Annotated in this window: 16 protein-coding genes; all 16 read right to left on the reverse strand. The window is 47.2% G+C overall.

All coding sequences use genetic code 11. From position 1 onward, the window contains the following. The 16 genes from FO446_RS16865 to FO446_RS16940 all read right to left on the reverse strand — a co-directional run bounded on the left by FO446_RS16865 (position 1) and on the right by FO446_RS16940 (position 16,739). On the reverse strand, positions 1-795 hold the full coding sequence (locus FO446_RS16865; protein ID WP_173607960.1) for a TIGR00282 family metallophosphoesterase: 795 nt from the start codon (positions 793-795) through the stop codon (positions 1-3). A gap of 109 nt (positions 796-904) precedes the next feature. Beyond that, entirely contained in the window at positions 905-2,446 is a 1,542-nt protein-coding gene (gene rny, locus FO446_RS16870) for a ribonuclease Y (protein ID WP_173607961.1), read from the reverse strand. Between the two features lie 273 nt (positions 2,447-2,719). Then, positions 2,720-3,361 (reverse strand): RecX family transcriptional regulator, encoded by a 642-nt coding sequence (locus FO446_RS16875; protein WP_173607962.1) that lies wholly within the window; start codon positions 3,359-3,361, stop codon positions 2,720-2,722. Positions 3,362-3,428: 67 nt separating this feature from the next. Beyond that, positions 3,429-4,487, reverse strand: a complete 1,059-nt coding sequence (recA, locus tag FO446_RS16880) for a recombinase RecA (RefSeq protein ID WP_048033393.1) — start codon at positions 4,485-4,487, stop codon at positions 3,429-3,431. Between the two features lie 168 nt (positions 4,488-4,655). After that, positions 4,656-6,245 (reverse strand): DEAD/DEAH box helicase, encoded by a 1,590-nt coding sequence (locus tag FO446_RS16885; protein WP_016743381.1) that lies wholly within the window; start codon positions 6,243-6,245, stop codon positions 4,656-4,658. 8 nt (positions 6,246-6,253) lie between these two features. Further along, complete coding sequence (locus tag FO446_RS16890; protein WP_221869145.1) at positions 6,254-7,498, reverse strand: competence/damage-inducible protein A; 1,245 nt, start codon at positions 7,496-7,498, stop codon at positions 6,254-6,256. Between the two features lie 107 nt (positions 7,499-7,605). Continuing rightward, positions 7,606-8,181, reverse strand: a complete 576-nt coding sequence (pgsA, locus tag FO446_RS16895; RefSeq protein ID WP_173607964.1) for a CDP-diacylglycerol--glycerol-3-phosphate 3-phosphatidyltransferase — start codon at positions 8,179-8,181, stop codon at positions 7,606-7,608. After that, positions 8,182-9,528 carry a 30S ribosomal protein S12 methylthiotransferase RimO gene (gene rimO, locus FO446_RS16900; RefSeq protein WP_173607965.1) on the reverse strand — a complete coding sequence of 449 codons (1,347 nt, stop codon included), beginning with the start codon at positions 9,526-9,528 and terminating at the stop codon, positions 8,182-8,184. Positions 9,529-9,639: 111 nt separating this feature from the next. Next, on the reverse strand, positions 9,640-10,536 hold the full coding sequence (locus FO446_RS16905; protein WP_173607966.1) for a helix-turn-helix domain-containing protein: 897 nt from the start codon (positions 10,534-10,536) through the stop codon (positions 9,640-9,642). Between the two features lie 12 nt (positions 10,537-10,548). Then, a complete protein-coding gene (locus FO446_RS16910) occupies positions 10,549-11,328 on the reverse strand; it encodes a YmfK family protein (RefSeq protein ID WP_173607967.1) in 780 nt (259 codons plus the stop codon). A 108-nt stretch (positions 11,329-11,436) separates the two neighbouring features. Continuing rightward, positions 11,437-11,706 carry a DUF3243 domain-containing protein gene (locus FO446_RS16915; protein ID WP_048033399.1) on the reverse strand — a complete coding sequence of 90 codons (270 nt, stop codon included), beginning with the start codon at positions 11,704-11,706 and terminating at the stop codon, positions 11,437-11,439. Between the two features lie 100 nt (positions 11,707-11,806). After that, positions 11,807-12,544, reverse strand: coding sequence for an elongation factor P 5-aminopentanone reductase (ymfI, locus tag FO446_RS16920; RefSeq protein WP_237898579.1), 738 nt, complete (start codon positions 12,542-12,544; stop codon positions 11,807-11,809). A gap of 7 nt (positions 12,545-12,551) precedes the next feature. After that, positions 12,552-13,844 (reverse strand): EF-P 5-aminopentanol modification-associated protein YfmH, encoded by a 1,293-nt coding sequence (yfmH, locus tag FO446_RS16925; protein ID WP_173607969.1) that lies wholly within the window; start codon positions 13,842-13,844, stop codon positions 12,552-12,554. 1 nt (position 13,845) lies between these two features. Beyond that, complete coding sequence (yfmF, locus tag FO446_RS16930; RefSeq protein ID WP_237898581.1) at positions 13,846-15,141, reverse strand: EF-P 5-aminopentanol modification-associated protein YfmF; 1,296 nt, start codon at positions 15,139-15,141, stop codon at positions 13,846-13,848. A 210-nt stretch (positions 15,142-15,351) separates the two neighbouring features. Continuing rightward, positions 15,352-15,507 carry a hypothetical protein gene (locus FO446_RS16935; protein ID WP_007719195.1) on the reverse strand — a complete coding sequence of 52 codons (156 nt, stop codon included), beginning with the start codon at positions 15,505-15,507 and terminating at the stop codon, positions 15,352-15,354. A gap of 53 nt (positions 15,508-15,560) precedes the next feature. Next, positions 15,561-16,739, reverse strand: coding sequence for a stalk domain-containing protein (locus FO446_RS16940; RefSeq protein WP_237898583.1), 1,179 nt, complete (start codon positions 16,737-16,739; stop codon positions 15,561-15,563). Between the last annotated feature and the right edge of the window lie 80 nt (positions 16,740-16,819).

Here is a 16,819-nt window from a genome sequence, read left to right on the forward strand (position 1 = left end):
TTATTCCATAAACGGATGGTCAGAGTCAATTCTGATTCGTTCTAGTTTTTTCGCATGGCCTGTCGCTTTATCCAGGGTAATCAGCACCGCATTCAACTGCGCTGGATCTGGCGCTACCTCAAATCGAACAGGGAGCTGCGTCAAAAATTTCTTAATAACAGCTTCGCGTTCCATTCCCAAAATGCCGTTACTTGGGCCGCACATTCCTACATCACACAAAAATCCGGTTCCTTGAGGCAAAATACGCTCATCAGCGGTTTGCACATGGGTATGTGTCCCCACGACCGCTGTTACCTTTCCATCGAGGTACCATGACATTGCTTGCTTCTCGGATGTAGCTTCGGCATGAAAATCTACAAAAATCAGCTTCGTGCGTTTCCGTGCTTGTTCTACGAGCTTGTCAGCCATTTGGAACGGACAGTCAAGAGGTGGCAAGAACGTACGCCCCATCAAATTAATGACGGCTAGTTCCCCTTCAGGTTGTTTGATATATGTAATCCCTTTTCCAGGAGCCCCTTCCGGGAAGTTCGCCGGTCTAATCATCCGCGGCTCATCATCGATAAAATCGAAAATTTCTCTTTGGTCCCACGTATGATTCCCGAGCGTAATCGCGTGAACACCCCACTCGAAAAGCTCCTTGGTAATTTTCTCTGTGATCCCGCGACCATGCGCAGCGTTCTCTCCATTCGCTACGATAAAGGTTGGGTTATATTTTCGTTTCAGTAACGGCAGATATGTTTTCACGATCTCTCTGCCAGGCGAGCCCATAATATCTCCAATGAATAACAACTTCATTACCAAATCACCTCATTGCTAGTATACACAATTCCTCTGCTCATTAGAAAACTTGACTTCGTCAAGCATCTGGTGTGCTACAAAAAAAGTAAAGTGGCACGCAGCCACTTTACTTTGCATACTCAACTGCCCTTGTTTCACGGATAACCGTTACTTTAATATGACCTGGGTAGTCAAGTTCATTTTCAATTCGTTTCGTGATCTCCCGTGCCAGACGGGTAGCTTCCGCATCGTCAATCTTATCAGGTTGAACCATCACGCGAATTTCGCGTCCTGCTTGAATCGCATAAGACTTTTCTACGCCATCGAACGACTCAGAGATTTCTTCCAGTTTCTCCAAACGTCTGATATATGTTTCCAATGTCTCACGGCGTGCACCTGGGCGTGCGGCAGACAGAGCGTCGGCAGCTCCCACGAGCATAGCAATGACGGAAGTTGGTTCGGTATCACCGTGATGAGACGCAATACTGTTCACTACAACGTGATGCTCATTGTACTTCTTAGCCAGTTCTACACCGATTTCCACGTGTGAACCTTCTACTTCATGGTCAATCGCTTTTCCGATATCATGCAGCAAACCTGCACGTTTGGCCAGCTTCACATCTTCTTTCAGTTCTGCCGCCATTAAACCGGCGAGATGTGCCACTTCCATAGAGTGCTTCAGTACGTTTTGACCGTAGCTCGTACGGTAACGCAAGCGTCCGAGAATCTTGATCAAATCTGGATGCAAGCCGTGAACGCCTGTTTCGAACGTTGCTTGCTCACCGTATTCACGGATTCGCTCGTCTACTTCGCGACGCGCTTTTTCCACCATTTCCTCGATGCGAGCTGGGTGAATGCGACCGTCTGCGACCAGTTTATCCAACGCTGTCTTGGCGATTTCCCGACGAATCGGGTCGAAGCCAGACAGGATGACTGCTTCTGGAGTATCGTCGATAATCAGATCGATACCAGTCAACGTCTCCAGGGCACGAATGTTACGTCCTTCCCGTCCGATAATACGTCCCTTCATCTCATCATTTGGCAGCGTAACCACAGAAACGGTTGTTTCTGCTACGTGGTCTGCTGCACAACGTTGAATGGAGGTCGTAATGATCTCACGAGCACGTTTGTCCGCTTCTTCCTTGGCCTGAGTCTCAATCTCCTTGATCATCACAGCCATTTCGTGACGGACGGTATTCTCCACATCTGTGAGAATGATCGTCTTCGCCTCATCCTGCGTCAAACCGGAGATTCGTTCTAGCTCTGATACTTGTTCTTTATATAAGTGCTCTACCTTGCTTTGCAGTTCTGCGATGGCACGGTCACGCTCAGACAATTCTTCTTCTTTGCGCTCCAACTGTTCCATCTTGCGGTCCAACGATTCTTCTTTTTGTAGAATTCGTCGTTCCTGACGCTGGATCTCATTGCGTCTCTCACGCAATTCGGTTTCCGCTTCGGATCGAAGCTTGAACACTTCATCCTTTGCCTCCAGCACCTTCTCCTTCTTAACGGCTTCGGCGTCCCGTTTGGCTTCCTCCACGATCTGTCGTGCAGCTTCTTCTGCACTGGAGATCTTCGCTTCGGCAATCGATTTACGAGTGAAGTAGCCAGCACCCAAGCCGATCAGCAGGGCAACGAGCACAATGACAACAGTAATTATAGGATCCATAGGCTTTTTCGTTTCACCTCCTTATTGTAAGACATCTCCCCGCTTTCCAAGCATTTGTTTTTCATGGAGTGCTCTCACATTTGAACATTCGGCTAAAAAACAAGACCGATTTTACTCGGTCCGCTGAATCCGTACTGCTTTCGCACGGTTTTTCAGTTGTTTCATAGGCATCGAGTGAGCAAATCACAAAAAGTTATGATACACCAAGTAAATACAAACCTATTTTATTATTTGTGAACAAGAATTGTCAAGATCATGCAAATAGAGTTGGCCCTAACTATCGCTTCTATGACGCAATTCTTCACGCATTTGTTGAATGATCGCATGAGAGAATCCCTTGCGCATCAGCATGGACAGCAGCTTGCGTTCTTCCTCGGGGTTCGGGGCACCCTCTATGCGTCGCGCCTTCTTTTCTATCAATGCGCGGGCAGCATCTAGTTCAGCCTGCCTAGACACGCCACTTACTGCGTCCTCTACAATCGCTCTGTCCACTCCTCGCTGCGTAAGCTCCATACGCAGCATATACGAGCTTCTCGGCTTCAAACGCAACCGCTCGTCTACCCATTGCTTCGCAAATGCTTCATCATCGATGTAGCCGTGATCCTTGCAGCGTTGACATATCTCTTCGGCAATTTGCGAAGAAAATCCCTTCTCTACCAAATAAGAATGCAGCTGACTGCTTGTCCGTGGGCGTATACCGAGGTATCGCAAAGCTCCTAAATACGCTTTATGCTTTTCTTCTGCTATCAGGACTTCTCGGCAAAAAGCTTCATCTAATTCTGTTCCCTTAAATAGGTTGTACTTTACCAGTATGTCTTCATGTACGGTAATGGCATACTCGCCTTCTACATCGATATGGTAGCGTTGCTTTTGTTTGATATCTCGATGAACGGCAGTGATCAGGCCGCTCTTCATGATGATTCACTCCTTCGCAAAGCTAAAATAACAGCCTGTCTCATCGACAGGCTGCTGTTTTACTTTCTTACTCCAGATCAAATGTAGGCTCTTCATCTTGCTCTGGGTCATGCTCTGCCTCTACTTCTGGAACAGAACCAGGGTTCAGGCTGAAGTATTCGCGCACTTTCGTTTCAATCTGTGATGCAATGTGCGGATTTTCCTTCAGGAAGACTTTCGAATTTTCTCTACCTTGGCCGAGACGTTCTTCGTTGAAGGAATACCAAGCACCACTCTTTTGCACGACATCAATCTCAGAACCGATGTCGAGAATGCTACCTTCTCTGGAAATACCTTCACCGTACATGATGTCCACTTCTGCAACCTTAAATGGTGGAGCCACTTTATTTTTGACAACTTTGATCTTTGTCTTGCTACCCAAAATGTCGTTGCCGACTTTGATAGATTCCGCTTTACGAACATCCAAACGAACACTCGCGTAGAACTTCAAAGCGCGTCCACCTGGAGTTGTTTCCGGGTTACCGAACATAACTCCCACTTTTTCACGAAGCTGGTTGATGAAGATCGCAATCGTTTTGGACTTGTTGATGGCACCGGACAGCTTGCGAAGTGCTTGGGACATCAAGCGTGCTTGCAAACCTACGTGGGAATCTCCCATCTCGCCCTCGATCTCTGCTTTTGGCACGAGTGCCGCAACGGAGTCCACTACGATAATATCTACTGCACCCGAACGCACCAATGCTTCCGCGATCTCCAACGCTTGCTCACCAGTGTCTGGTTGGGACAAGAGCAATTCGTCGATGTTCACACCCAGCTTTGCAGCGTAAACCGGATCCAGGGCATGCTCAGCATCGATAAACGCAGCCTGTCCGCCTTGTCTTTGTACTTCTGCGATTGCATGAAGTGCTACTGTTGTTTTACCAGAAGACTCTGGTCCGTAAATCTCAATAATCCGTCCACGTGGGAATCCGCCCACACCAAGTGCGATATCAAGAGCAAGCGCTCCGCTCGATACAGTAGAAATCTGAACGTTGGATACTTCCCCCAACTTCATAATGGAACCTTTTCCGAATTGCTTTTCTATCTGACGCAATGCACTCTCCAAAGCTGCGCGACGATCTGACAAATGGTACACACCCTTTCAATTTTTCGCTTCTGTTTTGCTTGTCTTCATCATACCTCGAGACAGAAGTGTTTGCCAAGTATTTTTTACGAACAAATATTCGCATCGTAAAAAAGCAGCCATTTCCTGGTTATTCCCAGTGAAATGGCTGCTTTGTGTCATGCACCCTAATTAGGAACGCTTCGCTCCGCGAGGCTTTGCAGGCTCCAGATTGATTCGTTTTCCGTTGATGCGTGTTTGACGCAGTGACTCATATACGAATGCCGCTACCTCTTCTGGAACCTCAACAAATGTGAAGTTCTCGAAAATGTCGATGCGACCTACTGATTTTCCCGGGATACCAACAGATTCAGAGATTTCTCTTACCAGATCCTGTGGCTTCATGTTCGCATTGCGACCTACGTTCAGGAAGAAGCGAACCATGCCTTTTGCTGCACCCGTCTCACCAAAGTTGTACGCTTCTACTTCCTGCCCTTGTCCTGCTTCGGTATGGAATGCGAGGTGTAATGCAGCAGCAGCTACTTTTTCAGCCGGGTATTGACCTACGAGAGCATCCGCTACTTTTTGATACATATCCGCGATTGCATCGCTTTCCAAAAGGCTAGTCAACTGTTCGCGCAATTGCTCTTGTTTGCGCTCAGCCACTTCCTCCAGGGAAGGAACATTGCGAGAGAGCACTTGTGCTTTTGTCTGCTTTTGGATAAACATCATTTGTCTTACTTCACGAGGCGTAACCAGCGTCATCGCAATTCCTTTGCGACCAGCGCGACCTGTACGGCCAATACGGTGTACGTAGCTCTCAGAGTCTTGTGGAATATCGTAGTTGATTACGTGAGAAACGTTTCCTACGTCGATACCACGTGCTGCTACGTCTGTTGCAATCAGGAATTCAATCGAGCCTTCGCGGAACGCATTCATGACCTTGTCACGTTGTGCCTGTGACAAGTCGCCATGCAAACCATCTGCAAGGTATCCGCGGGATTGCAGCACTTCGGACAGCTCATCTACACCGCGCTTGGTACGGCAGAAAATGATTCCCAACTCTACATCCTCGCTGTCCAGAATACGGCAGAGGCTCTCTACTTTGTTACGGTCAAACACTTTGTAGTATACCTGTTCAATCAATGGCGCCGTTACTTCTTCACGGCTCACCGCGATCGTTTGCGGCTGTTTCATGTAACGGGTAGCCAAACGCTTGATTTCTGGCGGCATCGTCGCAGAGAACAGCAAGGTTTGACGCTCTTCCGGCATATGTGTGATGATCGTTTCGATATCTTCGATGAAGCCCATGTCCAGCATTTCATCCGCTTCATCCAAAACGAGTGTATGTACGTGATCCAGCTTCAATGTTTTGCGGCGCAAGTGATCCATGACACGACCAGGCGTACCTACGACGATTTGTACACCTTGACGGAGTGCACGAATTTGATGTCCGATCGATTGTCCGCCATAGATTGGCAGCGTACGAACTTTGTTGTATTTGGAGATGCGCAGGAGCTCTCCCGCAACCTGGATAGCCAGCTCACGAGTGGGTGTCAGCACGATCGCTTGAACACGATTGGCAGGCGTAATCTTTTCTACAAGTGGAATCCCGAATGCAGCAGTTTTACCAGTACCTGTCTGCGCTTGACCAATCAGGTCTCCGCCATCCAGAACTTTTGGAATGCAAGCTGCCTGAATCGGTGATGGCTCTTCGAAGCCCATATCGTGAATCGCTTGCAGAATAGATTTATGTAAAGGAAAATCAGAAAAAATCGTCATGAAAAAAATCACCTTTCTTTTTGCATTTGCAGCGCATAAAACAACGCGTATTTAGCGGCACGCCCAACAATTGCATGCCTTCTTCCGGCAAGGCGCAGCTCTTTTACAACTGTGGGTATTCCTTCTGCCGCGATCCCTACGTAAACAAGGCCAACAGGCTTGCCCTCGGATGGATCGGGGCCAGCTACTCCCGTGACAGAAATCCCGTAAGTAGCTCCCAGCTTTTCTCGTACATGCTCAGCCAGCAATTGAGCTGTTTTCTCACTGACTGCCCCATCTGTTTGCAAAATGGAATCAGGTACTTCGAGTAGCTGGTTTTTCACTTCATTGGTGTAGCAGACAACCCCGCCACGAAACACATGCGAGCTTCCCGGTACAGAGGTAATCAACGAGGCAATCGCTCCTCCTGTGCAGCTTTCTGCACAAGCAATCGTCTCATTTCTTTTTTTCAGCTCAGCAACCAGCACATCATGCAGCGACGAGTTCTCGCCCATCCCGTACATATACTGGCCAACACGGCTGAGAATTTCTTTTTCTACAGGCAAAATCAGGGCTTCCCCTTCTTCGACTGTAGCAGCTCTTGCCGTAATCCGCAGCGTTACTTCGAATTCTTTGGCGTAAGGCGCGATCGTTGGATTGTCCTGCTTTTCGATCAAATCGAGCAGTTTTTCCTCCAAAGCGGATTCGCCTATCCCGTAGAAGCGGAGTACATGAGAGTGAAACACTTGTTTTTCGGGGAGCAAATCAGTCAAGTAAGGCATCACGTAATTCTCCACCATTGGATACATCTCACTTGGTGGTCCCGGCAACAGCACGAACGTACTACTGTCATGACGGATCGCCATCCCCGGCGCCATCCCGAAATCGTTGGAGAATACATGGCTGCCAGAAAGCACCAGCGCCTGCTTACGATTGTTCTCCGTCATGACAATCCCACGTTGCGAAAAGAATTTTTCAATTCTCTCCATGGCCTCTGAATTCGTTTCCAATCCAATGCCTACATGCCCCGCCAAGGTCTCTTTTGTCAAATCATCTTGAGTCGGCCCTAGCCCACCCGTGAAAATGACGAGATCAGATCGTCCTGATGCCAATCGAATCACTTGTAGCAATCGCTCCGTGTTGTCTCCCACAACCGTATGAAAGTATACTCCCACGCCAATTTCCGCCAGCTTCTGAGAAAGAAACTGTGCGTTGGTGTTAGCGATTTGGCCTAACAAAAGCTCGGTACCTACCGCGATAATCTCCGCTCTCATCTTCCTCATCCATTCTCTTTGAGAGTAGAAAAGCCTCTAAACTAACAGTTTATCACTTGCAAACGCTCAAGAGAAGAGTCTTGTGAAAAAAGAGACCAATACCCGCATTACGAGTATTGGATCACGTTACGATTTTTCGCAAAGTAGTCGTACCCGGAGTAAATCGTGATGATCACCATCGCCCAAGTAGCTACTTCGTCGAACGGAATACCGAAGAACCCAAATGGGAAGTTGCGAATCATGACAGCCGTAATCGCTACGATCTGCACCCATGTTTTCAGTTTACCCAATGCACTCGCAGCAATTACCTGTCCTTCTGCCGCAGCAACTAGCCGTAGACCCGTTACTGCAAACTCCCGGCTGATAATGACAATCGCAATCCACGCTTCCAAACGCTGCATCTCTACGAGTGAAATGAGTGCTGCAGAAATCAACAGCTTATCAGCAAGCGGGTCCAGAAACTTCCCCAAGTTCGTCACGATTTTCTTTTTCCGTGCAATATAACCGTCGAGTCCGTCCGTACTGGCTGCTAGGATAAACACCAAAGCCGCAATCAGCTCGTTATACGTCATCGTCAGGCTGCCAATCGAAAATGTCCCGATGTTGTAACGCACCAGCAGAAAAAACATAACTACCGGCACCAGAAAAATCCTGGCGAGGGTGATGCGGTTGGCGAGATTCACCTAGACTACCTCCCCGGCTAAATCGTATTCATAGGAGTGAGTTATTTTTACTTTTACGATGGTACCCAGTTCGCCTTTAAAACCGGTGACGAATACTTCACCATCGATTTCCGGAGCGTCATACTGTGTTCGACCTACATAAATATCGTTACGTCCTTCGTAGCGTTCAATCAAAACTTCCAAGACTTGACCAACAAAGCGTCCGTTACGATCTCCAGCTACTTCACGCTGAATTTCCATCAGCATGTTCGCACGTTTTTCCTTAACCTCTTCGTCTACATGGTCAGGCAATCGGGAAGCTGGCGTGTCATCCTCGTTGGAGTAAGTAAATACACCCAGTCGATCAAAACGGATATCCTTCACAAACTCGCTAAGACGCTCGAAGTCTTCCTCTGTTTCCCCAGGGAACCCTACGATCAACGAGGTACGCAGAGCAACGTCTGGAACCTGCGCGCGAATTTTTGCAACCAGCGCACGAATGTCCGTCTGTCTACCTGGGCGACGCATTCTTTTCAGAATATGGTCTTCCGAGTGCTGCAAAGGCATATCTACGTATTTGCACACTTTTGGATTGGTAGCAAAGGTGTGGATCAATTCATCCGTGAAGAATCCAGGGTATGCATAGTGAAGACGAATCCACTCGATGCCCTCGACTTCTGCCAGACGGTTTAAAAGTTCGGGAAGCATCAATTTTCCATCGTAAATATCCGTTCCGTAGTTCGTAGAGTCTTGTGCAATCAGACTTACTTCTACGATCCCTTGTGCCGCCAAATGACGAGCTTCTTCCACGATGGACTCGATTGTACGACTGCGGAATCCTCCACGCATCAAAGGAATCGAGCAGAACGTACAGGCGTTGTCGCAGCCCTCGGCAATTTTAATATATGCGGAGTACGTGCCCTGTTTTACTTTCCGCTTCACGACATCTTCGTACGTAAAAATGGGATTACCTACAAAAATCGGTCGCTTGCCCTCCAGAGATTCTTCGATAATACCTGTAATCGACATAAAATCGCCTGTTCCGACAATGCCATCCACCTCAGGAATCTCATTCAAGATATCCTCTTTGTAACGTTGTGTGAGACAGCCTGCCACCACAAGCGATTTCAGTTTGCCGGCTTCCTTCAATTCACCCATTTCCAGAATCTTATTTACGGATTCTTCCTTGGCTGCATCGATGAAACCGCAGGTATTGACGATAACCACAGTTGCTTCTTCCGGGTTATCAACCAGTTCATAACCTTTTTCATCTATCAGATGGGCCATCATATCCGAATCAACGAGATTCTTTTCACAGCCCAGCGTAACAATCGCTACTTTTTCACGCGTGCCTACCTTCTCTGTCATCTTTTTTCCTCCAATTGGTCACACCAACCCATATTACACCTATCCAGTATAATATAAGCCTAAAGGAAGTGTCAAAAAAGAGAAAAGTACAAAAGGCAAGCATATGCTTGCCTACTGGGTGACCGCCTCTTTTACTTTCATCGTAATATTGGACGGCATTGACTTCATTTTAGACGTGTCTACCAAGACTCCGTTCACTTTCAATTCCACTACAGTCGGTTTGCCCAAACGAATATAAGCGGATTTCCCCAGCTCAATCGTTTTTTCCTGATCCTTCTTGAGCGTGCCCTGCTCAACATACTTTTTGCCTTTTCCTTCCGAAATACCAAACCAGCTCGTTTCATCTTTTATCTTCAGATAAACCGTGATTTTTTCTCCACCTTGCAAGGAATAGCTATACATCGATCCTTGCTGCGATTCAAATGTGATGGTTGCCTGAGGAGTTTCCGTAACGGTCTCAGGTGGGGTTGTTCCTGTTTCAGTATTCGGTGTGGTAATAGAAGGAGGCTTCGGTTGTTGAGCAATCGGGGATGTTGCCGCTCCACCACCAGTGTCAGGCGTGACAATTTCCGCTCCAGGGTTAACTGTTCCACCTGGCATTGGCTGAGTCAACTGACCGTTGTTGTTGACGACAGCGAAATAAATAACCCCGATAATCAAGGCAATAAACAATACGAGCAAGGTTTTGGTAACCCATCGCCCCGCTTGTAATGGATTGTTCGCTGAAGCAACTCTTCTGCGACGCAGTCGCTCTACTTGCTCTGTAGGTGGCTGGGCCGGCAAATCGGACTGAAAGTGAGTCAGGATGTGGTTCGGGTCTAGACCGACAGCTTCCGCATAACTCTTTATAAATGCACGCGCGTAAAAGTGGCCAGGAAGTACGTGAAAATGACCCCTTTCAATTGCTTCCAAATATCGCCGCTGTATCTTGGTGATACGTTGGATGTCGTCGAGCGTGATTCCTTTTTCTTCGCGGGCCCTTTGCAGGACTTGACCTAGCTCAGACACAGCTGCCCCTCCTTAATTCATTTCGAAATTATCAAAGCCGCGATTGTTGATAAGCTCATATGTAATCTCTTCATCCGGATGATGACGCAGCTCAATAATGTAATGGAAATCATCTAGTTGATACTCTGATTCCCTTACGAATATATCCGGATGCTCAATGATTTTTGCGGCAGGAAAGTTCATAATCTCCCGAAGCAAGGTATAGTGCTTTTCTGTCGATCGCAGCGTTGAGACAATTCCATCTATCAAATATACATGATCAGTAGACATTTCATCAATGGCTAAGGAGCTGCGCACCGTCTGGCGCAACAAAGTAGAGGAAATAAATGTCCAACGTTTATTGGCGGATACGCTGGCAGCAATCATTGACTCAGTCTTTCCTACGCGAGGCATTCCCCGAATCCCGATGAGCTGATGACCTTCCTTCTTCAGGATTTCTGCCATGAAATCGACCAGCAAGCCCAGCTCCTCACGAACAAAGCGAAACGTTTTTTTGTCCTCGCTATCCCGTTCAATATAGCGACCATGGCGAACAGCCAAACGATCCAGCATTGTCGGGGGACGTAACCTCGTTATGGTTATGTTGTCCATTTTTTGCACAACGTTGCGCAAAACCTCCATTTTTTCATCATCATCGGTCAAGAGCAGCATACCTCGACGCATGGTATCCACGCCATTGATCGTCACGATGTTGATGTTCAACATCCCCAGAATAGAAGATACGTCCCCTAATAGACCAGGACGGTTACGGGCAATCTCATACTCCATGTACCATTCTTTCTTCGCTTCCATATGCAATCCTCTCCGCCAACCAGAATTCTCTTCTTATGTAGTATATCACGTTCGTATCATTCGACAATCGCGAAAAGAAAAATCCCCAAAAGGAGGGGATTTGAATGGCTAGCTGCCAGCGTTCGCGTCATTGCGATTCTGAACAAGCTTCACCATGAGTGATGCCAAAGCTTGTTGCTGCTGTTGATCACCTGCGTCCCACAGCTGTTTCAACAGACGCTCCTGATCGTTTTTCGGGTCTACTTGCTCAGACAGGTAGCTACCGATTTGATAAGCTACATTTTGAAGCGTATCGCTTTCCATCCCGGCTTGTTTCGCTTGTTCTACCCGATCTCCGAGAAACGCTTTCCAGTCGCTAAAATTGTCAAGAATCGACATAGGGAAATTCCCTCCTTTTGTACGTTGCGAACAGATTTGCTGCCCACACAAAAGGTAGAATTCCATCATTTCTCGAATTTTATTCATGCATACTTATCTTCTACGTGTACCATCCACCGTTTGGACTAATCACTTGCCCCGTCACATAACTGGAATCCGCCGATAGCAAAAAGCGCACGACTGCGGCTACCTCATATGGTTGTCCCAGACGATTGGCTGGTATTTCTTCGGCGATCATTTCCATTTCATCAGGAGAAAAGCGCTCCATCATTCCACCAGCAATCGCTCCTGGAGCGACGGCATTTACCGTGATTCCGTTTGGTGCCATTTCCTTTGCCAAGGCTTTGGTGAACGTATTGATTGCTCCTTTGGTCATGGAGTAAAGCACCTCACACGAACCACCCGTCAGCCCCCAAATGGAAGAAATGTTGACGATACGCCCATACCTTGCACGCAGCATGGCCGGAACAGCAGTTTGGCAGACCAAAAAAGTGGATCGAACATTGAGTGCGATGAGTTCATCGAATTTGTCGACAGTCACATCCGTAAATAAGCCGACATCATCCACTGAAGCGTTGTTTACGATCAACAGTGGTGCAACCTGCATCTGGGCAAACATCGCGGCAATTTGATGTGGGTCCCGTAAATCAGCCTGGAGGATAACGTACGGATTGCCCCGCTCCTGGCATTTTTGCGCCAACGGCTCCAATTTTTCCATATTTCGATTGTAATGCAGATAAAGGGGAACCCCCGCATCAATCAGATAGGCACCAATCGCCTGCCCGATCTCTCCGGAAGCCCCCGTAATTAACGCCCATGGCGTCTCTTGCTTGAACATGAATACATTACTCCTGTGGCGAAGCGGAACGAACGATGGAAACAGCCATCTGCTCGATTAAAAAATGCTCCTTCAAACGTTTTTCCACATCTTCGCGTGTGATCGACTCCAAGGTCGGCACTACGGAAAACAGATCATTCCCGTTAAATTTGAAGCTGGTAAACTGGTTAGCGATAAACTCCACGGAGTTTAGAGAACGCAGGAAGTTTCCGATTTTTTTACGCTTCGCACGTTCAAAATCATCCTGGGCTATACCGGCTTGCTTCAATTGTTCGATCTCCGCTTTGATTGTTTCCACCAAACGCTCTGGATCAGGTGTATCACCACCAATGATCGTATACGCATAATCCTGCTCACTGCTGTAGTCAAAATCAAAGCTTTCCGTAATCAGCTCGCTATCATACAAACGCTCATAGACAGCGGAGCTAGTGCCGAACGCAATGTCCAATACCAGTTTAGTAGTCAATTCGCGTTTTAACAAGGCTTCCTTGGTTAGACCGTTTTCCTTTTCCTTAATTCCGATCATGCATTTGGGTAGACCAACTGTTAGAAACGCTTCTACCTTCGCCTCTGCTGGCGCTGATGGCTCGTCTGGAAACACGCGCGTGATTTGTGGCGCAGGAGGAAACTCCTTAGCTCCCTGATTTTCTCGAATGAGCTTCATGATCGCTTCAGGTTCGAAGGAGCCCACGACCAACAGGAGCATATTGGCAGGATGATAAAACGTTTCATAGCACTGATACAAATATTCTTTTGTAATATGAGAGATCGTCTCGATCGTACCCGCAATTTCAATGTTGATCGGATACTTCTGATACATGGCCTTTAGGAGGTTCATGTACACCTTCCAGTCAGGATTGTCATCGTACATGGTGATTTCCTGACCGATGATTCCTTTTTCCTTTTCTACACTGGCATCTGTAAAATATGGGTCCTGAACATAATCGAGCAGCAGATTCAGATTGTCATCCAACTTATCTGTGCACGAGAACAAATAAGCTGTACGATTGAAGCTCGTGAACGCATTGCAGCTCGCCCCGTTTTTACTGAATTCGTGCATGACATCCCGATCTTTTTTCTCAAACATTTTGTGCTCAAGAAAATGCGCAATACCGTCGGGAACATTGATTTCTTCCCCGCTTCGGGTGCGGAAATGGCTATCAATGGAGCCGTAGCGCGTAGTGAATACCGCGTATGTTTTACTGAAGCCTTGTTTGGGAACCAGATAGACTTGCAATCCATTTTGGAGAGTTTCATGATATACCGTTTCATTTACTTGATCAAAGACAGTGGTCTGCATCTTATGCCTCTCCCTTCTTGTCCCGCAGCAGATAAATCGTGTCGATCGTCACCTTGCTCGCTACCTTCTTGATATCTTCAATTGTTGCTTGATTGATCCCAGCCAAAAGCTCTTCGATTTTCCGAGGACGTCCGCTAATCACACCATTGTACGTAAAATCAATCATGCCGCGTGCACTGTCCAAAAGCTCGCGGAATTGGTTAGACAACGTGGCACGCGTCTGGCTCATTTCCTCGTCCGATATGGTTCCTTGTTGCATCAGTTCCAGCTGCTGTTTAATAATCTCAACCGCACGCTGATATTTGCTAACATCAATCCCGGACATGATCATGAGAATCCCTTTGTGGCTCTCTAGCCTGGATACGGCATAGTAAGCTAGACTCTCTTTTTCACGGACATTGACAAACAGCTTGGAGTGAGGAAAGCCGCCTAAAATCCCGTTGAACAAGAGCAGCGTCGGGTAATCATCATCCTTATAGGTGATCTGCGTGCGGCAGCCGATGTTGAGCTTTGCCTGGTTGACATCGAGCCGATCGATCACTTCGCGCTCAGCAGACACATCCTTCGCCGTCGATGCGATTTGCAGTTCCCCTACTTGGGAGCGCTCCAACGGGATATGCTTGCGAATAGCCTCGCTTACTTCCTGTTGATCAACATCGCCCACCACGAACATATTGATCGGATTGGTCGTCGTTACTTCTTGAAAATATTGATACAGCTCCTGACCAGTGATCTTCGGCAAATCCGCCACACGGCCTTGGACGAGAAGAGAGAATGGTTCACCTTTGCATATTTCTTCGGTTACGCGTTGGTTTGCATACTTCATTTTGTCGTCGATCAAACTCTCTATCCGTTTTCGTAGCGTCTCTTTTTCCTGTGCCAAGTACTTTTCGGAAAAAGCGTTGTCCTGTACATACGGTCTGACGAGCATATCTCCCACGAATTCAATGGCCTGCTCCAAAAGCGAGGCTTCATTGGACAAATATTTTTCATTCGGTACTTCCATATAAATTTGCAGAATTTGCCGCTCGCCTTTTTTCATGACATCTACATCAAAAATGGCACCGTATAGGAAATCCAAATGTGCTCGCAATTGCTTCGTTTCCGGAAAACGAGCGCTGGCACGTTTCATAACCATTGCAAGCAATGCTGTTTTCGTTACTTGCTCCTCCGATAGCGCCTGTTCAATCATCGTCACGATTGTCGTGGTCTTGAACTTTTCGGTTGGAAGGATATGTACGTTCATCCCATTGATTTGGGAGCTTTGAAATGCAATTTCGGTCGTAGAAGCAGTCATAGTCCAATCTCCCTTCTCCATCAGCATACTCATACTCTTCTCTATTGTAACCAATTGTCAGGGCATCAAGCATCAGAATCTTCCATTATATATCCCAGTGCTTCATCCTATGCGCTCACGCAAGTCCCATAATACGCAAATCACAGCGCTTCCATGGAACAAAAAAAGAGCGAACAGCACCTTTCTTACGAAGGCCGTTCACTCTTCTCCTTACATATCCATTGCATCCCAGTCTCGAGGATCATCCGATGTGCTATGCTCTTCAACAAATCGACCGCAATCAGACGAGAGACAAAGCATGCCATCCAGCTGCTCATCGTGAAAGGGTAAGCCGTGACTTCCCCCACAATACGGACATGTCCACATACAAAGGGCCTCCTTTTATTCGTGAAGGTACTCCGTAGTAGTTTGTCCAAATTTTAGAGGGCGCTATCTACTTTATTTTGCTCCCAAATTCGCAAGTAATCATACGGATCGATCGCTTTCCCCGTGCTGTTACGATAGAGGCCAAAATGCAGGTGAGGTTCAAACATTCCCACTGTCCCAGTTCCACCGTAGCCTGTATCTCCAACAAAACCGATCAGCTGCCCAGCTTTTATCGTTTTCCCTGCATACAATCCTGGTACATACGCCTGCAAATGAGCGTAATACATCCGATATTGACCATTCTCATCTGTAATATTTACTCTCCAGCCACCATACGTATTCCAGCCCACTTTGTTGATCGTCCCATCGGATACCGAGTAAATCGGCGTTCCTTTTGGTGCCATTATGTCGATGCCCTCGTGACTACGAACACTGCCGCTATTCGTCTCGGTCCACTCTCGATCGGATCCGAAGCTATCCCCATACGGCTCATACCAACTATTATCGTGGAAAGGAAACCGAAATTGTTTCCCAATCAATTGATCATCCGCAACGGTTGTGGCAATGGGGTGCTCAGCTCTTTGGGCACCTTCTGGCAAAAATAAAATTTGACCCACCAGCACCTCATCAGAAGAAAGATGGTTATTTTTCTGAATGGCACTCATGTTCGTGTCGTGGCGAGCTGCAATTTTTGATAAGGTATCACCCTGTTGAACGACATAGGGATTCAATGAGTATTTCACACTCATAGCCTTGTCTTCCACAGACTTGGATTGTATGTATGCAACAGCCGACGTCTCATCCCATTGGACTTGATAGCCAAATGCCTCAGAGATAAAACGAATTGGAACAAGCGTCCGCTTATTCACAATGATTGGAGAGACATCCATCTTCAATCGTTTTCCATCTACATACGCTGTCTGGCTGCCAATCGCAAGGGATATATGCTTGCTTTTTTTGTTGAGCATGACTTTTTGAGTGGCGGCATCGTAGCTTACTTCTGAGCCTGTTGCCTCTGCTACTACCCGTATCGGAACAAGCATTCGGCCATTTCGATGGATGGGCAATACATCTGATTGGACTCCCTTTCCATCGACAACGACAGAAATGACAGGTCCTGGCTCTTTTGCTGAAACCATTCCACCGGATACTGCTATCATCAGGCAAAAAACAAAAGCGCCTAGAATCCTGTTCCATCGATAACTGCTGTACTTATGTAGACAGCGGTTCATCTTTTTCCCTCCCCACAAACAATTTGCAAAAACGGACAGGACCGTTTTTTGCTGACCGCAAGCAGTCACAAAAATTATCG

This window comes from Brevibacillus brevis, assembly GCF_022026395.1.
Lineage (GTDB): Bacteria > Bacillota > Bacilli > Brevibacillales > Brevibacillaceae > Brevibacillus.